Genomic DNA, 18,625 nt, shown 5'->3' with positions numbered 1-18,625 from the left:
TTTTTATGGTTGTTTAATGCTTTTATTGGTCTTTTTCCAAAAGAATAATTATAATAAAGAAATCAAAAATCCCTTGAAAGTAAGGAGATAAAATGGATAAGTTACATCTGCTTTGGGAGATAATCGTTCGCTTTTGGAAAAAGAGACATTTAACTCAAATTTTTTTATTAACCATTCTTGTTGTGGTTCTCGTAACCATTTGTTACTTTGGTTGGCTTGCTACAAGGGCGAATGTTCAATCCCTAAAGGAAGGTTTAAGCCAGCCGACCGTTATTTATGATAAAAGTGGCAAAGTGGCAAGCAACGTCGCAACAAATCGAACGCAAGGCGTTAAAATTGAAGAACTGCCAAAATATGTGCCAAATGCCGTAGTGGCCATTGAAGATGAACGTTTTTATGAGCATAGCGGCTTTGATGTACAAGGAATCGCTCGTGCCTTTTTTGGAAACCTTTTTGCAGGAAGGATTACTGGGGGCGGCAGCACGCTGACCCAGCAGCTGACGAAAAATGCCCTTTTATCACCGGAACGTACCTATAAGCGAAAAGCTGAGGAATTGTTTTTAGCTGTAAAAATTGAAAAGGTTTATACAAAAGAAGAAATTCTACAAATGTACCTCAATCAAGTTTATTTCGGCAGCGGCGCATGGGGAATCGGAAACGCTTCAAAGAAATATTTCAATAAAAATATCAAGGACATCAGCGTCAGCGAAGCTGCCATGCTTGCAGGGCTATTACACGCACCTAATTACCTTGACCCGTATAAAAACTATGACCTGTCGATGAAACGGCGAAATGTAGTATTGGCCAAAATGAAGGAATTAGGGTTTATCAACACTACCCAGTATAATCAGGCCAAAAAGGAAAAAATCCGTCTTCATGACGGCGGAGGAAGCTTTGTTGACCGTAAATACCCTTATTATGTCGATGCTGTTTTGAATGAAGCGATTTCCAAGTATGGATTAACCCAGGATGAAATTTTAACGAGAGGGTACAGAATCTACACTGAAATGGACCAGAACCTCCAGGCAGGACTTGAAAAAGTATATAGTAAAAACTCATTATTCCCTAGAGGAAGTGGAAATACATTGGTTCAAAGTGGTTCGGTATTAATGGACCCTGCCTCAGGTGGTGTCCGTGCCCTTGTCGGCGGCCGGGGTGAACACGTTTTTCGCGGTTTTAACCGAGCGACTCAATTAAAGGCACAGCCTGGGTCCTCGATCAAACCACTTGCCGTATATACACCTGCGCTTGAAAATGGCTATGACTATTCATCCGAGCTTGTCGATGAGCCGATGACGTTCGGTAATTACAAACCGGAAAATTTTTCAAAAAACTACCAAGGCAAGGTTCAGATGTATAAGGCTTTGGAAGAATCGTTGAATATTCCTGCCGTTTGGCTGCTTGATCAAGTGGGCTTAAATAAAGGGATTGATTCCTTAAAACGGTTTGGAATACCTGTTGAAAAGGAAGATCGAAACCTGGCTATCGCCCTTGGAGGAATGAGTAAGGGCGTCTCGCCCTTACAAATGGCTAATGCTTTTTCAGCTTTCCCAAATGGCGGAAAGCGGCAGGACAGCCATTTGATTACAAAAATTGTCGGTCCAACGGGGAATATTATCGCGGAGCGAGAAGCGAAAACGACAAAAGTCACTTCAAAATCTGTCGCCAATGAGATTACTTCGATGCTCTTAAATGTGGTGGAAACTGGAACAGGAAAGCGAGCACATATCCCTGGAATGCAAATTGCCGGAAAAACAGGCTCAACCCAGCTTCCCTTCGCCAATGTAAATGGAACGAAGGATCAATGGATGGTTGGCTACACGCCAAACCTTGTAGGGGCTATTTGGTTGGGCTATGACCAGACAGACCGGCAGCATTACCTGCCGAGTGCAAGCTCAGCCAATGTGGTTCCGATTTTTAGGGAAATCATGCTGGAATCACAGCGCTATCTTCCAAAAGATAACTTTGCGGTCGTTTCTATAAACGCCAAGCTGGCCGGAAAAGAAAATATCAAAAAAAGCATTAATGATCAGGCCAAAGAAATTGGTCAGGAATTAAATGAAAATGCCCAAAAGATTGGTGCTTCAATCAAAGAACATGCCCCGGCATGGAAAAAAGCATTGGATAGTGCACTTTACAATATAGGAGAAGCAGTTAATTCATTAGTGGAAAAACTCAAGTAATAAAAAAATAGCACGCTGCAATCAGCGTGCTATTTTTCTTCATTATTCTAACAATCCATATTTTCTTTTAAATCTTGATAAAATTTTAATCCAGATATCACCAAAAATAAGTAAAAAGATCACATTTGATACAGAATGAAATGTATCGAAAAGGATACTTCCACCAAAGTAAATTAGAAACGACTTAATCGTTATGTGACTTTCTGCCTGTGTAACAGCTAAGAACCCCCATACATTCATAATCAAGCCAAACAAATAACCCCAGATGATTCCAAAAAATACCCGGCCAGATTTCATATTCATGAACTTTGTTTTTCGCACAAGCCCTGCCGTCAAACCAACCAAACCCCAAGCAGCCATCTGCCACGGTGTCCAGGGACCTTGGCCTAATATCATATTTGATGCCAGGGCTGCGACGGCCCCTATTATAAAACCACTTTCCGCACCAAAAACAAATCCTGCCATCATAATGACAAAAGTCGTTGGCTGGACGCTGGGGATACTGGCAAAGGGAATTCGACCAACTGCAGCAATAGCCGCTAATACGGCCAAAAGGACAATTTCTCTCGGTTCTACTTTCCTACTTTCAAACCGAACGAAGAAAAACAAAATTGAAATAAATACCATTCCAAAACTTATCCATAAATAGGTGTTCTCAAACCTCATCGTTAAATATAGCAAGATCCCGGCAAGCAACAAAAAAACAATAGCCCAGATGTTTTTGAAGTTGCGCATCCTATTGTACCTCGCTGACCGTCTGAACAGCCCGATTTTGTAAATCACGGGCAATTCTTTGCAGCATGGTTGTATAAAAGAAATTACCTTTGAAGAATTCGCTGGGTACATCCTCGGATGTAATCTTGCCCTGAAACATCATCCCGCATTTCGTTGCATATTGAGCAGCAAATTCTACATCATGTGTCGACATCAGAATCGTCATACCTTCAGAATGAAGGGATTGGAGAATATCGGCTAAATTCTGTTTTGAAATGGGATCCAACCCTTTTGTCGGCTCGTCGAGTAACAGTATCTCAGGTTTTCTTATCAGCAAACACCCTAATGCAGCTTTTTGCAGTTCTCCGCCGCTTAGATCAAAGGGGTGGCTCGATATTAGATGTTTAATTCCTAAGTTGTTTAGCAGGGTATCTACTTCATCAACATTGTTTAATTCCCAATGCTTCATGGTGTATTGGATTTCTTTTTCTATCGAATCTTGTATAAAAAACAGTTTTGGATTTTGTGGTAAATAGCCGATTAAATTTATCAATTCAATGTTCTTTATGATTTTCGTTTTCTTCTTGTTAACTAAAACCTTTCCCATTTCAGGCTTTACTAATCCAGCTAATACCTTTAAAAATGTAGATTTCCCAGAGCCATTTCCGCCTAACAAGGCATAAAATTCACCTTTAGCCAGGCTAAAGTCCAAGTCATTTAATATGAAATCATTTTTCTTATCATAACGAAAAGAAAGGTTTTTTAAGCCAATTCGTTCGTCACCAATTGGATACTCCATCTTTTTGGATTCTTCTGAAAAGAACGCGCTCGATTCCTGAACCCAATTTCGTCCTTCCTTTACAGTTAAAGGGACCATACCCGTACCCTTATGGCTTAAAAATAAGCGCGGGATAGTAGGTACAAAAGCTTGATTTTTAGAGTTCCAAATTTGCGGAAGAACCTCTCTTGGTTCCCCATTAAATAGGATTTGCCCTTTTTCCATCATGACTATTTCATCTGCAAGGGTAAATACTTCTTCCAAGCGATGCTCTGCCATGATAATCGTCATGCCAAATTCCTCGTTCAACCGCTTAAGCATATCTAAAAACTCCCGTGAACTAACGGGGTCGAGCTGTGCAGTTGGTTCATCCAATAATAAAATATCGGGCTGCATTAATAGAACAGAGGCAAGATTTATCTGCTGCTTTTTCCCGCCTGAAAGCTCATGGGATTTCCGGTGGAGCAAGGACTCCGCTCCAAAAAAATGGACCATTTCAGCCAGGCGGTTCCTCATTTCATTTGTTTTCAGTCCTATATTTTCTAATCCAAATACAAGCTCATGAAGGACATCGTCGGCTACAATTTGATTTTCTGGATCTTGAAAAACAAAACCTATTTCCTTTGACAGCCCTGTTGTCTCCTGTATTGGCGCACCATTAATCGAAATCTCCCCATTCAGAACACCATGGGGCTGAATTTCTTTTTTTAACAACCTTAATAAAGTGCTTTTTCCAGATCCGGAAGACCCGAAAAGCACTACAAATTTACCTTTATTTATTTTTAAGGATAAATTCCTTATGGCTGGTTCAAAGCAATCTGGATAGGAAAATGTAACTTTGTTTAATTCAATATACGCCATCGGAATAATCCACCTGCTTCAATGATTATTGGAAAACTTAAAAACAGTATGTAACCAACAAGTACAAAAGTATCCATCGTCGAAAGCTGCCAGGTTTCCATGATTGGATAAATGGTTAAATAACCTAAACCGTGTACCCTGTTAAATAGTATAAACACAAATAATCCTACAAGATAAACCGCTGCCACTGCATCTGTTTTCTTAAATTTAAAATATTCGTAGGATGAACGCGGCCCATTTCCGTAGCCCCTTGCTTTCATGGAGTCCGCCGTTTGAATCGCTTCCTCGAGAGAATAGGTTAATAGAGCTTGCACGTAAAGCATACCTGTTTTGACTCGGGTACTCCATTTTCCCTGATTCACAGAAATCCCCTTACTCCTTTGGACGACTGAAATTTCTTCCAGCCTTCGCCTCATCAGCGGAATAAAGCGAAGGGTCAGCATTAAAAGGACAGCAAATTGCGGTAATATTTTTGCAAATAAAAACAGCAGCTTATTTGGTGTCATAATCACGTTATAGGAAACAAAGACGGCAATAACACCGATGATGGATAGAGCATTCATCCCGCCATAAACAACGGCTTCAAATGTAACTCGATGCTGCCCAACTTCAAATAACAGATGCCTTCCTCTTTCATTAAAAAGAGGATTGATTACGATCATGAGAATGAAACTTGTTATGATCAGAAATAACCAACGTTTAAGCCCTTGGAAACGATCATGAAAAAAGTTTATGATGAGGATAAGCAATAAGCCTACCCCCAAATAGAACGGATGCAGCAAAAGAAGTAAAAGAGAAACTGCCCCAACATAAAAGAGGAAGGGAATGAAAGGATGAAATTTCTCAAATCGCTCTTTCATTCCCATTCCCTCCTAAATTATTCCGTGTAATAACATTCAATCCGATCACCATCTTTAACCTTTATGACACCTATGCTTTTAGTAATACTAGCACCATTGTGTTTAAAAACCCAGCCGCTCTTAGCACCATAATCAAATTCATAAATATTGTCAATTCCTTCAATATAGGCCGTTGCCCCGCTTCCCCGCGAATCGACAGTGATTCCTTGTTTTTTTGTCGCCTGTGAGATGATATCAAAAATAGTATCTCCATCATTAAAATTAACCTTCGTTGCTCCAAGAATGGTCCCGCGGTCTTTTGGGCCAATGATAGAAAGAGTAACGGAAGTGACAGGTTTTGGCGTTTGAGTTGGTGTATTTGGTTTTGCTGTCGTGGCAGCGGCAGGTGGTTTACTTTGCTGAGTTGAACTCGACGTACCGCTCGTTTTTGCCGGCTGAGTGGTTGTCTTGTTGGGTGTACTTGGTGTTGTTTTCGGCTGGCTAGTTTGGGCAGTTTGTGTCGTTGAGTTAGCTTTTGGAGCTGCTTGCTCTGGTTGTTTTTCTTTTGTCGGAACGGAAGTATTAGTCTCATTCTCTTTTACTTGCACCGTTTTCTGCTCTTCAACAACTTTAGAGTCTTGTTGTTCCTTTTTTACTTCAACAGTCTTTTTGTTTTCATTTTTCGCTTCCTTCGAACTGTCCGAACTTTGACTGCAGCCAATTAAGCTAAAGGCTACTAGAATAATAAAGATTAATAATGCAGATTTTAGTATTCTCATCTTGTTGCCCTCCCCATCCGCCCCCTCCTAAAGAGGGGGCAAGGAATTATAATGCCTTACGTTTCCTTTGGATCATGTATAATACGCTGCCAAACATTAATAAAAATAATCCCAATGCTAATAAGTTATACATATTTGAAGCTGTATTTGGAAGCTTGTGGCCTTTTTGACTGGTAGGTTGAACTTCAGGTGTTGGCGTCTGAACGGCTGGCTGCTCTACCTGGGGTGTTTCCGGCTGTGGTGTTTCCACCTCATCAGGTTTTTGTTCTGCTAATGCCATTTTATACAGTGCACCATTTCCTTTTGAATATAGCTGATAGGCAACTACTGCTTGAAATGCTAGTGAGGTTGTAAATACGTCACTCGTGTCTCCGCCTTGCCAATCAAAACCGCCATCGGCATTTTGGAAAGATAAGAAAAATTGGAACAAACTGCTGTTACCTTTAGTAAATTGGGTACCATTTGCATCTATCCCTAAAGCAGAAAGGGCAATAATCACTTGTGCAGCGGTTGAGCTATTATCAATTTTACCGTTTTGATATTGCGAATTTAAATATTGAATCGCGCTATCTACTTTTTCTTTAACTCCTGCCTGATTTTTATAAGGTGCCAGAGCAGTTAGAATCATCCCAGTCGTGTCAATGTCACTTGTTGTGCTTTCATCCCAAGCCCAGCCGCCATCAGCGTTTTGTCTTTCAATTAAATGGGTTACGAGCTTTTCCCTAGTCCATTGTGCCGAATTTGGCACTGTGAAATCCGCGCTGTCTAAAGCAATCAGTGCGTAGGCTACACCGTTCAATCCCTGTTTAGTGACATTGCCATTATAAATGGATTCAACGAGGTTGTATCCTTCAACATTAGTAGGGTCGCCCCCTGCTGCAAGAATCCCAAGCACATAGCGTTCTACATCAGTAATTCTAGTAAACTTACCTTGTCGTTCTTTTACTAGCGATTTTACGGAATCAAGGTAGTTGGCAGGAATCGTTTTTCCAGCTTTCTTTAGGGCGATGGCTTCCCATTCGCCAATTTGCGACTTTAATACATAGTCACTCACTGAATCGACTGCACCTTGAAGAGTAGCATCTGAAATCGTTCCAGCCGGTGGATTTGTGGTGGGCTCGCCATTGCCGCCTGTCCCTGGATCCGGTTGAAAAGACTCTAACTGAAAACTGATTTGGTTTCCTGCCTGAAGGGAGTACCCTTCAGCACCTACGGATGCCATTTCTCCGTTTACATAGAATCCCCAATAATTGTTACCTTCTGCTTTGATGCCATTTAAAGATGTGATCATTTTTCCATATTGGGTATCGGTATATCCGACATTTTCAACGCCAAGCGCGACTTGTAATAGCTGAAAAGCATTAGGGTGACCGATAATTTCAATTTCAGGTAATTCCTTAACAACGTTTTTCTGATTGTCCATTACTTTTAGTGAAACTTTATTTTCTACAGGCTTAGTCCAGTCTTTTAATTGGAAAGTTAATTTATCGCCATTTTGAACGATATAGGAATCCGATCCTACCTGAGCAGAAACACCGTTAATGTAAAAAGCCCAAAAATTGTTGCCTTCCGCCTTTACTCCATTAATACCGGTTAACATTTTTCCATATGTAGTGTCAGTAAATTCAACGTTGCTCTCGCCAACAGCACTAATTAAACTTTGCGTTGCTGTTTCGTTTTCAGCCAATGAAACAGATGTTTCAGGCAGGACCGGATTTGTTTCATCTGCCCCTATCACGGTAATAGTCCCTTGTTTTCCAGGGTCAGCAGCAAAAACAGGTGTCTGAACGCCGCTTGTGATAAGTGTGAATACAAGCAACAGTGCCAGCCATAAATTCTTTCTCTCTAACATTCTCATTTCTCTCCCCTTCTACTAATCTTAAAATTTTTGACATAAAAAAATCCCCCAAAAAGGAGGAGTGCTATGTACCAAAATAGAAATACGAAAAAATTCTATTTTAACACACTCCTATCCGCGTAGGCTTTTGGTGTTTAAAACAGGCAGGTTTCCTGGCTCATGGTCATCGCTTCCTATGTCTTCCCATCTATTTGACAGTGACATTTTATAGGTTGCTCCCATTTACAGTGGCGGGACCGCGTTGGCTCTTTCCAACTTCCCTTTTAAGCTTAGATCAAAAAAATTAGACTTTAGCACCTGTTTTTTCATCATTTTTTTATGTTATTTCTATTATAGTAAACCGCTGACTGGTTTGTATATGGTTTTAAACGAATTATTGCTCAAGGTTTCGGCAAAGGTTAGCCATCTCAATTGCTCCTGCTGCTGCTTCCCAGCCCTTATTGCCGGCTTTCGTACCCGCACGCTCAATCGCCTGTTCAATCGAATCAGTCGTTAATACGCCAAATATAACTGGCACGCCGCTGTCTAAATTAATACGAGATACTCCTTTTGCGGTTTCATTACAAACATAATCGAAATGTGGAGTAGAACCGCGAATAACAGTTCCTAGTGTGATGACAGCATCATACTTTTTGCTGTTCGCCATTTTTTGGGCAATTAACGGCAGTTCAAATGCGCCCGGAACCCAGGCAACGTCAACATCAGACTCGCTTACACCATGCCGTTTTAGTGCATCCTGCGCACCGCTTAATAATTTGCTTGTGATAAATTCATTGAAACGTCCAACTACGATTCCAATTTTTAAACCTGAACCAACTAAATTTCCTTCAAAAATATGTCCCATCTTAATTCCTCCATTTTTTATTTACTTGGTGCGATAAACTTAGTTGTTGATTTCCGCTACAGGAGCTCTAATCAACAATATCTTTAAAACATTTATTTCTTTAGAAATGGTTTGCTGTATCTTTTTCCTTATTCTTTCTGTATTTAATTAAATCTTCAATGGTAATCATTTTTACCCCTAGTTTATCAGCAATTTTACGAAGTTCTGGGACACGTGCCATCGTTCCGTCTTCATTCATTATTTCGCAAATGACTCCCGCAGGGGCTGAGCCGCATAGTTTAGCTAGGTCTACGGCCGCTTCGGTATGTCCTGTTCGTTTAAGAACCCCGCCATTTCTTGCAACAAGCGGAAAAATATGCCCTGGCTTCTTAAAATCTTCAGGCTTTGATTCCGGAGCAATCATGCTTAGAACAGTAGCTGAGCGTTCAAATGCTGATATACCTGTTGTTGAAAATTTATGGTCAATGCTTACCGTAAAGGCGGTTCCATGCGGGTCCGTGTTTTTAGAAACCATCGGATCTAGCTCCAGCTTTTGTGCTAATTCTTCATCAATTGGAACACATATAAGGCCTTTACCATGGGTAGCCATAAGATTTATGACATCAGGTGTCGCTTTTTCAGCAAGTGACAAAAAATCTCCTTCATTCTCCCGTCCCTCGTCATCACAAACAATAATAACCTTACCTTCTTTTAAATCTGCTATAGCTGCTTCAATCGTATCAAACACGATAAATCCCTCCTAGAAAAACCCGTTTTCTTCTAAAAATTTAGCGGATATCCCTCCACTACTTTTGTGCTGATTATTTTTTCCAAGATTATTCATAAAATGTCCCACGTACTTACCAATCATATCGCATTCCAAATTTACGATATCACCAGAGCCTTTTTGCCCCACTATACTTTCACCAAGGGTATGCGGGATTAAAGATAAGGTAAAGCGATTTTCGGAAACCCCAAAAACGGTAAGGCTGGTCCCATCAACTGCTATTGATCCTCTTTCAATGACATATCTTAATAATTCGGGGTCTGCTTCAATTTCATAATATACGGCATTTTCGAATGCTTTCTTACTTTTAATGATTCCTGTCCCATCAATATGACCTGAGACGAAGTGACCGCCAAATCTTCCTCCAGCGGCCATTGCCCTTTCAAGGTTGACGTTAGAACCACGTTTAACCATATTTAAACTCGACGCTCTAACGGTTTCCGGCATTACGTCAACAGTAAAGCGATTTGCCGTGAAGGAGGTCACAGTCAGGCATACTCCATTAACAGCAATACTATCTCCAAGATTTACGTCTTCAAGAATTCTTTTCGCGGCAATGGTTAGGACAAACGACTCTCCTGACCTCTGAATATTTAAGATAGACCCAATTTCTTCAATAATTCCGGTAAACATTTTTCTTCTCCTTTATAAAGGAATACAAAAAACCCTGAAGAAGTTTCTCTTCAGGGGTAATTAAAGACAATAGGAAAGCAAGGCTTAGAAACAGGCAATTTTTGCCCTTTTCATAATCCTGTTTTTTTTTCCTTCTCCCATCCAGACTTTAACTGTCGGCCCTGGAATTTCACCAGATCCACCGTTTAACGAGTACGTTAACCGGGTCACGGACTAAGAAGCGTCGCTTCATCACCGCCGGTTAGGAATTTCACCTTACCCCGAAGGAATTATTAAAATATACTTTCTATAGTAGTATACTTTAATAAAAGAGTAAAGGGAAATGACTCCTAATTTCAGAAAAATCCTATAATGTCCTATTGTTTTAATAGGTTTTCACAGGTAAGTAAATTTCAAAATGGAGATCTCCATTCGCATTTTGTTGTTTATGTTCTTCTTTATATACTTCTAAACTTAATGCATAGTGATCCTGTTCATAGCCATATTCTTTCATCCATTCGAACATTTGAAGGTATGTATTCTTAACTTCCTCTTGATTGCCCTTATGGACCCCGACGACATAGTTTTTTCGCGGGATAGAAAATCCAACCATGCCTTCAGGGATGGTTTCAATTTTTTCTACTGGTTTCGTGACATAATAGGTAAACTCCGTTTCCCTGCTATGAAATGGCGCAATCAACACTGGTTCTACCGTTTGATTGGGCACTTCACTTAAGCGATTCTCCATCATTTTAAATAGACTTGGAATGATCTCACCATCTGAATAGGTTCCACTCCAAGAAATTCCAACTACTTTTATCTCTTCTTTTTCTACTACTTGGATTCCCAAGCTAATCCCCCCTTTAAAAATCATCATATTATTAATATTCTAAATTTAGTACTCAAATTCCTGCTTAGTAATTCGGCTAATATAATATTTCATAAAAATTTCCATTAAAAAAACAACCTATGTTCTAGGTTGCCTGCAAAAGAAATTATTTCAAAATATCTTGTGAAACATTAAAAATGTTCCATAGAAAAGTAGCATATATCGCTGATAAGATCCAAGCTAACCATGGTTTTTTATAGTGGACAGCCAACACGGAAAACATAACAAAGCTAAAAAATGCAGACCACCATAAATTCCAGCCATTTTTATGGATTAATGCACCTAATTTCAAATCTGTGTATTCATTTATCGTATAGATAAGTGTCCAAGCGAGGATATTAATAATTTTTTTCCAAGCCGTCTTCGGCATATGACCTAGAAATATGCTGATCGTAACAGGATATTTTATTAACATAACTAAGAAAGCAATATGCGTATGCTTTGCCCATGATTTATCGCTTCCAATTGGAACATATTCCCACATGCTATGTTTAAAAAATAAAAACTGATACACCAAATCCCCAACCATCAAGAAAAGAAAAGTAGGGTAATAGGCCCCCCAATTTTTCCAATCCCCCCATTTTATCGCTGAAAAAATAAAAATGGCCCCATATATTACGTTCAGATTCACATAGTTGCTCCTTCACTTTCTAATTACCTGTATTTTTTCCAGTAAATTGTAAATTTATGATATGAAAAAGCAGAGGTAAATAATATTCCTCTGCTTCACTAGTTTCCTGCATCTGCAACGCTATTCGGATCTTTAATCATTCCATTTTTAATCTGCAAATCACCGAAGGATAGTCGTTGAAGTTCATTCCATACAGTCAGTTGTTCCCGATCATTTTGTTTTACAATTTGATCGTTCGAGATACGATAAGGAACAAAAGTCATCCCAATTTTTTCATTTTTTATATCCAAGTGTAATACACCCGTTTGCGCTGCATTCCCTTTTATATAGTTAGGAAAAAGGAAATTTCCGAGTGAATAGGCTATCGGTTTGTCTTTATAATATTCAAAGCCTTGAAGCACATGGGGATGACTTCCAATGACCCCATCCGCACCTGCATCAATCATTAACTTTGCCCATTCTCGCTGGAAGGGTTCGGGTGAGCGCTTCGTTTCAATGCCCCAATGGATAAACACAAATAAATAATCGGCGTCCTCTTTTTCTGTTTGAATGGTGCGGTTAATCAAACTGATATCATAACCATTCGCTAGACCGGGTTTTGAAGCTGTCGCTACCCAGCTAAAGTCAGGCAGAACCTTCGAAAATGCCAGTATTTTAACTATTTTCCCTTTGATGCTATAGGATTGGGCTGAATACGCTTCATCTTTGTTCATTCCACCGCCAACATAATCCAATTGATATTGCTTCAAATTGGCGACTGTATCCGTAAAACCTTGCAGCCCAAAATCAAGCGAATGATTATTGGCAAGACTAACGAGTTGAAAACCTGCGTTCTTTAGTCCTGATAACGCAATTGGGTCTGAACGGAAGGTATATTGTTTCCTTTGCTTCGTCCCTCCAGTGGTAATGGATGTCTCCAGATTGACTACGCTTAAATCACTAGAAGCAAGTTCCCTTTTTATAAATTCAAAAGGATAATCCGCTCCTTTTTGTTTGACTGTTTGCTTTACTGACCAATCAAACATCGTATCCCCGGCAAACGTTAACCGAATTGGTTCCTTAATGAGTGTCGACTCTGCCTTCTGATTTACTGAGATATTGTAGGGTGTTCGCTGTAGAGCCAAGAGTTGATCATAATAGGAAAGTTTCCTATCCTTTGCAGAAACTTGGTTATTAATTCTTTCAAAAATCTTATCTGCATAAAAATTGAAAAACGATTTATTTTCGTTGGTTATGTATTGTTTGCCATAGGCCGTTGAATCTAATAGTACTTGACCAACTATAAAAATCAACATGGTGATCAAAATTCTATATTTAAACAATTCTCTTCCCCCTGTCTATGAATAAGTTTAATTGGAGAACAGAGAAAACATTGTCATATTTTGTAGAATTTTGATATTTTTAGTTGTAAAAGGCCGTTCAGTAACTGAACGGCCTTACTAGTTTAATAGATTTATTTAACTTCCTGGGGAATGGCCAGATTAAGCCCTTTTGCTATCCGCTCACCATATTCTGGGTCAGCTTTGTAGAAATGCTGGATTTGGCGGAGCTTAATATCCTCTCTTTCAACAGGCTTCATTGCCCCAACGATCGTTTCTACTAAACGTGTCCGTTCGTTCTGAGACATGAGTCGATAAAGATCACCAGCTTGAGTGTAATGATCGTTTTGATCGTATGTCACTTGTTCAGCTGCCCCCGAAACCTGGAAGGCTGTTTGCTTATGTTCTGGCGCTTCCTTTGGTCCGCTATAGCTGTTCGGCTCATAATAAATGGAACCCCCGCCATTATTGTCGGAACGCATCGCACCGTCACGTTGATAGTTATTCACTTCTACCTTTGGACGGTTAATCGGCAATAGATTGTGGTTCGCTCCAACGCGGTATCGATGAGCATCTGAATAGGCAAATATACGCCCTTGAAGCATTTTATCTGGTGATGCCTCGATTCCTGGTACCATTGATCCAGGCGAGAAGGTTGCCTGCTCCACTTCTGCAAAATAGTTCTCAGGATTGCGATTAAGCACCATACGTCCTACTTCGATCAATGGATAATCCTTATGAGACCAAACCTTTGTTACATCAAATGGGTCAAAGCGGTATTTATAGGCATCTTCAAATGGCATAATTTGAACTTGCAATCTCCAGGCAGGGAAGTCGCCGTTTTCAATTGCTTTAAATAAGTCTTCAGTATGATAATCAGGATTTTCGCCTGCTAATTTACCTGCAACATCTGCAGCCATGTTTTTTACACCTTGCTCTGTCTTAAAGTGATATTTCACCCAAACTGCATCACCCTCTGCATTGACCCACTTAAAGGTATGGCTGCCGTAGCCATTCATATGTCTTAATGTTGCTGGAAGTCCGCGATCTCCCATTAAATATGTGACTTGGTGAAGGGACTCAGGTGACAACGACCAGAAATCCCATACCGCATTTGGATTTTTCAAATGGGTTTTCGGGTCTCTTTTTTGTGTATGAATAAAATCAGGAAATTTAATTGCATCCCGAATAAAGAAAATTGGGGTATTATTTCCGACTAGATCGTAGTTTCCTTCTTCTGTATAAAACTTCACCGCAAAGCCCCGTGGATCACGAACGGTATCAGCAGAACCTAATTCACCAGCAACAGTTGAGAATCGGATAAACATTGGTGTTCTCTTTCCAACATCGTTAAAAAGCTTAGCTTTTGTATATTTTGACATATCGTTTGTTACTTCAAAATATCCATGCGCACCGGCCCCTTTTGCATGAACAACACGCTCAGGTACTCGCTCCCGGTTAAAATGCGCCAATTTTTCAAGAAGATGGACATCTTGGATTAATGTTGGTCCCCGAGACCCTGCTGTCATTGAATTTTGATTATCACCAACTGGTGCTCCAGTTCCTGTTGTTAAATGTTTGTTTTCATTACTCATTTGATCACCTCTTTAACAATTTTTGAACCATTGACTAAATTATAATATAAATTTTATTAAAATCAATATTAATTTATAATAATTATAAATTAATATTGATTATTAATTTTATAACATGTACCAACAATTACATAGCTTTAAAAAGAAAGGACGTTATTCCAAATTTAAGAAATAACGTCAAAAAAATTGTATTTAGGAAATATTAATATGTAAAAAAATAGATTATACTGTACTTAACACCATTTATAGGAGGCTAATATGTCTGATTCTAGTCAAGAAACACAAAAAAAGAAAATCAGCTTACAAGAGGCAATGAAACAGCAGCTTGAAAATAAAAAGAATAAGGCAGCCGCTGATAATGCGAATTTGAATGGCTCCCAAGCTACTAAAAAACTAAAGAGCCAGCAAACAAAAAAAGTAAGCAACTCGCGCAGAAAAATGGGTGTCTAATGAAAGGCAAAGACAATAAAAAACAGACTCAGATTACTGAGTCTGTTTTTTATTGTTACTTATGATTTACGGACGTTAACCGCTTGTGGTCCACGTTGTCCATTTTCGATTTCAAACGTAACCTCTTGACCTTCATCTAAGGTTTTGTAGCCTTCACCTTGAATTGCTGAAAAGTGAACGAATACATCGTCGCCGCCTTCGCGCTCAATAAATCCAAAACCTTTTTCACCGTTAAACCATTTTACTCTACCTGTTTCCATTTCTTTGTAGCCTCCTAGCATGTAGCTATAACATTATTTTGCAAATTATACTTGCTTGATTATTTTTACCAATCCTTTTTCTTCCTATACAATTCTTTACCAAAATATTTAAATATTTGTATTTGATAGGACCCATTTTCGAATCGCTTTGGCTACTCCATCCTCTTCATTCGTTGTTGTAACCCAATCGGCAGCTTCTTTAACGGCATCTTGAGCATTCCCCATTGCCACCCCAAGTCCAGCTTCTTTAATCATCGCCATATCATTTAAACTATCCCCGACCGCCATAACATGATTCATTTCTATCCCTAGGCGCTCGCAGACAATTTTGAGTCCTTTTGCTTTATTGATTCCAGTTGGGTTTACCTCGATGTTTTTTAGGGTGGAATTGCTTAATTCAAACTCCCCCTTTGCCTCTAATTCATTTTTTATAAAATCTCTTGTTGCATCATCATCGATATGAAAGCCAAATTTTAACCATTCCTTTGTATGTAAATCCTCAGGCATTTCATCATGCCAATTGCGTTCCGTGCTGATTGCCCAGAACTTTGTTTTATGCTGTTTAGACAACTCCCACATCCACTCAATAAGCTCTGATTTAACAAGATTTCTTTCGACGATTTCCCGTTTTTCATCCCATATTTCACTGCCATTTACAGTAACCAAATACGATGTGAGTTCAAGAGAGTCCGCGTGTTCCCTGCTGGTGAGCAAGGAACGACCAGTGCTTAGAACTACAAAAATGCCTTTTTCTTGTGCTTCCTTAATTGCCTGCCTATTTCCTTCTGATATTTTTCCTTTTTTGTTTAAAAGTGTCCCGTCCATATCCAGAGCAATCAGTTTAATGTCAGTAGCCATTACGATATAACCTTCCCCTTTCAAATGTTTTCATTGTTTAAGTAAACACTTTTTGTGAATAAAAATCAAAGTTCTCCACAGTATGTTATAAAAAACTGCGACAAAATCGCAGTCTCAAATTATTGCTGATATTGCACACGGTGGAGATTGGCAAAAATCCCTCCCTGGTCAATCAGTTCATCATGACGTCCCTCTTCAGCAATGCCTTCTTCAGTCACGACGATGATTCTGTCGGCATTTCGGATCGTTGCCAGCCTATGGGCAATGATCAATGTCGTACGATTTTGCGCAAGTTTTGTCAAAGCTTCTTGAATGACTAATTCGGTTTCTGTATCAAGCGCCGAAGTTGCTTCATCCAATATTAAAATTGGCGGGTTTTTCAGGAACAACCTGGCAATGGCAATTCGTTGTTTTTGACCACCGGAAAGCTTTAAACCTCTTTCCCCAATTTGTGTTTCGTATCCGTCCGGGAGGGAAGCGATAAATTTTTCAAGATGGGCCTGGCGGGCAGCTTCTGCAATTTCCTCATCAGTTGCCTCCTGTCTTCCATAGGCAACATTTTCACGGAGTGTTCCTGTAAAAAGAAATACATCTTGTTGAACAATGCCTATCTGTGACCGCAATGATTTTTTTGTCATATTTCGAATATCAAGTCCATCGATGCAAATAGCGCCACTGTTAACATCATAGAATCTTGGAATCAGCGAGCAAATCGTTGTTTTCCCAGCACCAGATGGACCGACAAAGGCAACGGTCTCACCAGCACATATGTTTAGATTAATATTTTCTAGGACGGATTTGTGCTCGTCATAGCGAAATGAAACTTCATTGAAGGTAATATTGCCATTAAGAGCAGAAACACTAACGGCTTCATCAATATCTTTTACATCCGGCTCATCATCGATTAACTCGATAAACCGTTTAAATCCAGCCATTCCTTTTGGATACAATTCCATAATTGCACTGATTTTATCAATAGGTTTAAAAAGGACATTGACATAGAGGACAAAACCGACCAGCTCTCCATAGGAAAGCTTACCTGAAAAGCTTAACCACGCACCGTAAACTAATACGATAATCGTAATCAGTCTTGTCATCATGTAAATGCCTGATAGACTGAAGGACATCACTCGGTATCCCCCAAGTTTAGCGGAGCGGTATCTGTGATTATTTTTTTTAAATCTAGCAATCTCAAATTCTTCATTTGTAAAGGATTGAACGACACGGCTTCCGGAAACACTATCCTCAACGCGGGCATTAACATCAGCGATGCTGGAATACATTTGCCCCCACGCCTTGTTCATTTTCAAATTACAAACAACCACAAGTAAGATTAATAACGGAAGAATTAAAATTGAAACGAGGGCCAGCTTTACGTTTATGGTAAGCATAATCCAGAATGCCCCGATGAACGTCATAACGGCAATAAAGACATCTTCAGGCCCATGATGGGCAAGTTCTCCGAGATCAAATAAGTCATTTGTTATCCTGCTCATTATATGCCCGGTTTTGGTATTGTCAAAAAAGCGAAACGATTGCTTCTGCACATGCTCAAATAGTTCTTGCCTCATATCCGTTTCAATATTAATTCCGAGCTTATGCCCCCAATAATTGACGACAAACTGCAGAAACGTACTTAATAGATAAAGGACGAATAATCCAATACTTACCGAAACAATGGATGGCCAATCACCTCCAGGCAGCAGTACGTCGATAAACCATTTAACCGCGAGCGGAAAAGCTAATTCTAAGACCGCTACCACCACTGCACTGCTAAAATCCAAAATAAATAGCCTTTTGTGGGGTAAATAATAAGAAAAGAAACGCCGAATCATACTATTCTCCTTTATTCAAAAGTGGCAATAATAGGATTATATGAAAAAATTATGAACAATTTCAAGTTTTTTGAAAATAAGAACAAGAAAAAAAGCACCTGGAAATTCTCCAAGTGCTCCTTTTTTTAATGATGATGGTGATGGCTGCCTTTTGATGGATTGGTAATGACCCATTCCTCTTTTGGCACTTGGAAGTATTGAATCCATACGCCATCCAAGTTCTCATCATTTTTATCGAGTATAAAATCAATATCCTTATCGGTTTTAACCACTTCATCATTTCCAGTTGGCGTATCAAGCATTAAATCATAATGCGCATGATCTCCATGAATACTGGTGACGTACACTCGGAACATTTTTCCTTCTGCTTCTTCCACATCCATCATTTTTTTCAATGCTTTAGCTGCAATTCGATTAATTTTGACTTTCATCGTAACTGTCTCCTTCTTCTATGTAGTATTAACATTATCTCATTATTATTCTAAAATAGACAATTTCAAGCCATTTTTCAACAATGATTAAGGCTGTGGAATGATATTTCCAAACTATTCCAT

Annotated in this window: 17 protein-coding genes, 1 pseudogene and 2 riboswitches; of the genes and pseudogenes, 2 read left to right on the top strand and 16 right to left on the bottom strand. The window is 39.4% G+C overall.

Annotation, left to right across the window (positions count from 1 at the left end; all coding sequences use genetic code 11):
* Positions 1–92 precede the first annotated feature (92 nt).
* Positions 93–2,183: a transglycosylase domain-containing protein gene (locus V7161_RS26145; RefSeq protein ID WP_335715732.1), complete on the top strand. Its 2,091-nt coding sequence runs from the start codon at positions 93–95 to the stop codon at positions 2,181–2,183.
* 42 nt (positions 2,184–2,225) lie between these two features.
* Here V7161_RS26145 and V7161_RS26140 read toward each other — a convergent pair whose 3' ends face one another.
* From V7161_RS26140 to katA, 12 genes and pseudogenes are all read right to left on the bottom strand, one after another.
* Positions 2,226–2,918, bottom strand: coding sequence for an ECF transporter S component (locus V7161_RS26140; RefSeq protein WP_335715731.1), 693 nt, complete (start codon positions 2,916–2,918; stop codon positions 2,226–2,228).
* A 1-nt stretch (position 2,919) separates the two neighbouring features.
* Positions 2,920–4,536, bottom strand: coding sequence for an ABC transporter ATP-binding protein (locus V7161_RS26135; protein ID WP_335715730.1), 1,617 nt, complete (start codon positions 4,534–4,536; stop codon positions 2,920–2,922).
* On the bottom strand, positions 4,518–5,396 hold the full coding sequence (locus tag V7161_RS26130) for an energy-coupling factor transporter transmembrane component T (RefSeq protein ID WP_335715729.1): 879 nt from the start codon (positions 5,394–5,396) through the stop codon (positions 4,518–4,520). Before V7161_RS26130 ends, V7161_RS26135 begins: the two co-directional genes overlap by 19 nt.
* 17 nt (positions 5,397–5,413) lie before the next feature.
* On the bottom strand, positions 5,414–6,154 hold the full coding sequence (locus tag V7161_RS26125; RefSeq protein WP_335715728.1) for a DUF4430 domain-containing protein: 741 nt from the start codon (positions 6,152–6,154) through the stop codon (positions 5,414–5,416).
* Between the two features lie 46 nt (positions 6,155–6,200).
* On the bottom strand, positions 6,201–8,006 hold the full coding sequence (locus V7161_RS26120) for a DUF4430 domain-containing protein (RefSeq protein ID WP_335715727.1): 1,806 nt from the start codon (positions 8,004–8,006) through the stop codon (positions 6,201–6,203).
* 131 nt (positions 8,007–8,137) lie between these two features.
* A riboswitch (cobalamin riboswitch) is annotated at positions 8,138–8,328 on the bottom strand.
* A gap of 57 nt (positions 8,329–8,385) precedes the next feature.
* Entirely contained in the window at positions 8,386–8,856 is a 471-nt protein-coding gene (gene ribH / locus V7161_RS26115; protein ID WP_335715726.1) for a 6,7-dimethyl-8-ribityllumazine synthase, read from the bottom strand.
* Positions 8,857–8,977: 121 nt separating this feature from the next.
* Positions 8,978–9,583 (bottom strand): annotated as a pseudogene (ribB, locus tag V7161_RS26110) (3,4-dihydroxy-2-butanone-4-phosphate synthase); the annotation flags it as partial.
* Positions 9,584–9,595: 12 nt separating this feature from the next.
* A complete protein-coding gene (gene ribE / locus V7161_RS26105; RefSeq protein ID WP_335715725.1) occupies positions 9,596–10,255 on the bottom strand; it encodes a riboflavin synthase in 660 nt (219 codons plus the stop codon).
* Positions 10,256–10,380: 125 nt separating this feature from the next.
* A riboswitch (FMN riboswitch) is annotated at positions 10,381–10,527 on the bottom strand.
* Positions 10,528–10,619: 92 nt separating this feature from the next.
* The gene (locus V7161_RS26100; RefSeq protein ID WP_335715724.1) at positions 10,620–11,084 is read right to left on the bottom strand and encodes a GyrI-like domain-containing protein; all 465 of its coding nucleotides are present in this window, start codon (positions 11,082–11,084) and stop codon (positions 10,620–10,622) included.
* A gap of 145 nt (positions 11,085–11,229) precedes the next feature.
* Positions 11,230–11,754 carry a CBO0543 family protein gene (locus V7161_RS26095; RefSeq protein WP_335715723.1) on the bottom strand — a complete coding sequence of 175 codons (525 nt, stop codon included), beginning with the start codon at positions 11,752–11,754 and terminating at the stop codon, positions 11,230–11,232.
* Between the two features lie 98 nt (positions 11,755–11,852).
* On the bottom strand, positions 11,853–13,076 hold the full coding sequence (locus V7161_RS26090) for a CapA family protein (RefSeq protein WP_335715722.1): 1,224 nt from the start codon (positions 13,074–13,076) through the stop codon (positions 11,853–11,855).
* 131 nt (positions 13,077–13,207) lie between these two features.
* Entirely contained in the window at positions 13,208–14,668 is a 1,461-nt protein-coding gene (gene katA / locus V7161_RS26085) for a catalase KatA (RefSeq protein WP_335715721.1), read from the bottom strand.
* A gap of 258 nt (positions 14,669–14,926) precedes the next feature.
* Between katA and V7161_RS26080 the strand changes: the two genes are divergently transcribed.
* Entirely contained in the window at positions 14,927–15,118 is a 192-nt protein-coding gene (locus V7161_RS26080) for a hypothetical protein (RefSeq protein WP_335715720.1), read from the top strand.
* 59 nt (positions 15,119–15,177) lie between these two features.
* On the opposite strand, the gene V7161_RS26075 is transcribed toward V7161_RS26080, so the two are convergent.
* From V7161_RS26075 to V7161_RS26060, 4 genes are all read right to left on the bottom strand, one after another.
* Entirely contained in the window at positions 15,178–15,378 is a 201-nt protein-coding gene (locus V7161_RS26075; protein WP_223587819.1) for a cold-shock protein, read from the bottom strand.
* A 108-nt stretch (positions 15,379–15,486) separates the two neighbouring features.
* Positions 15,487–16,236 (bottom strand): Cof-type HAD-IIB family hydrolase, encoded by a 750-nt coding sequence (locus V7161_RS26070; protein WP_335715719.1) that lies wholly within the window; start codon positions 16,234–16,236, stop codon positions 15,487–15,489.
* 119 nt (positions 16,237–16,355) lie between these two features.
* The gene (locus V7161_RS26065; protein WP_335715718.1) at positions 16,356–18,071 is read right to left on the bottom strand and encodes an ABC transporter ATP-binding protein; all 1,716 of its coding nucleotides are present in this window, start codon (positions 18,069–18,071) and stop codon (positions 16,356–16,358) included.
* A 125-nt stretch (positions 18,072–18,196) separates the two neighbouring features.
* Positions 18,197–18,502 (bottom strand): iron-sulfur cluster assembly accessory protein, encoded by a 306-nt coding sequence (locus V7161_RS26060; RefSeq protein WP_335715717.1) that lies wholly within the window; start codon positions 18,500–18,502, stop codon positions 18,197–18,199.
* Between the last annotated feature and the right edge of the window lie 123 nt (positions 18,503–18,625).

It is taken from the genome of Neobacillus drentensis (assembly GCF_036965425.1).
Taxonomy (GTDB): domain Bacteria; phylum Bacillota; class Bacilli; order Bacillales; family Cytobacillaceae; genus Neobacillus; species Neobacillus drentensis_F.
This window is presented reverse-complemented; position numbering and strand designations above follow the sequence as displayed.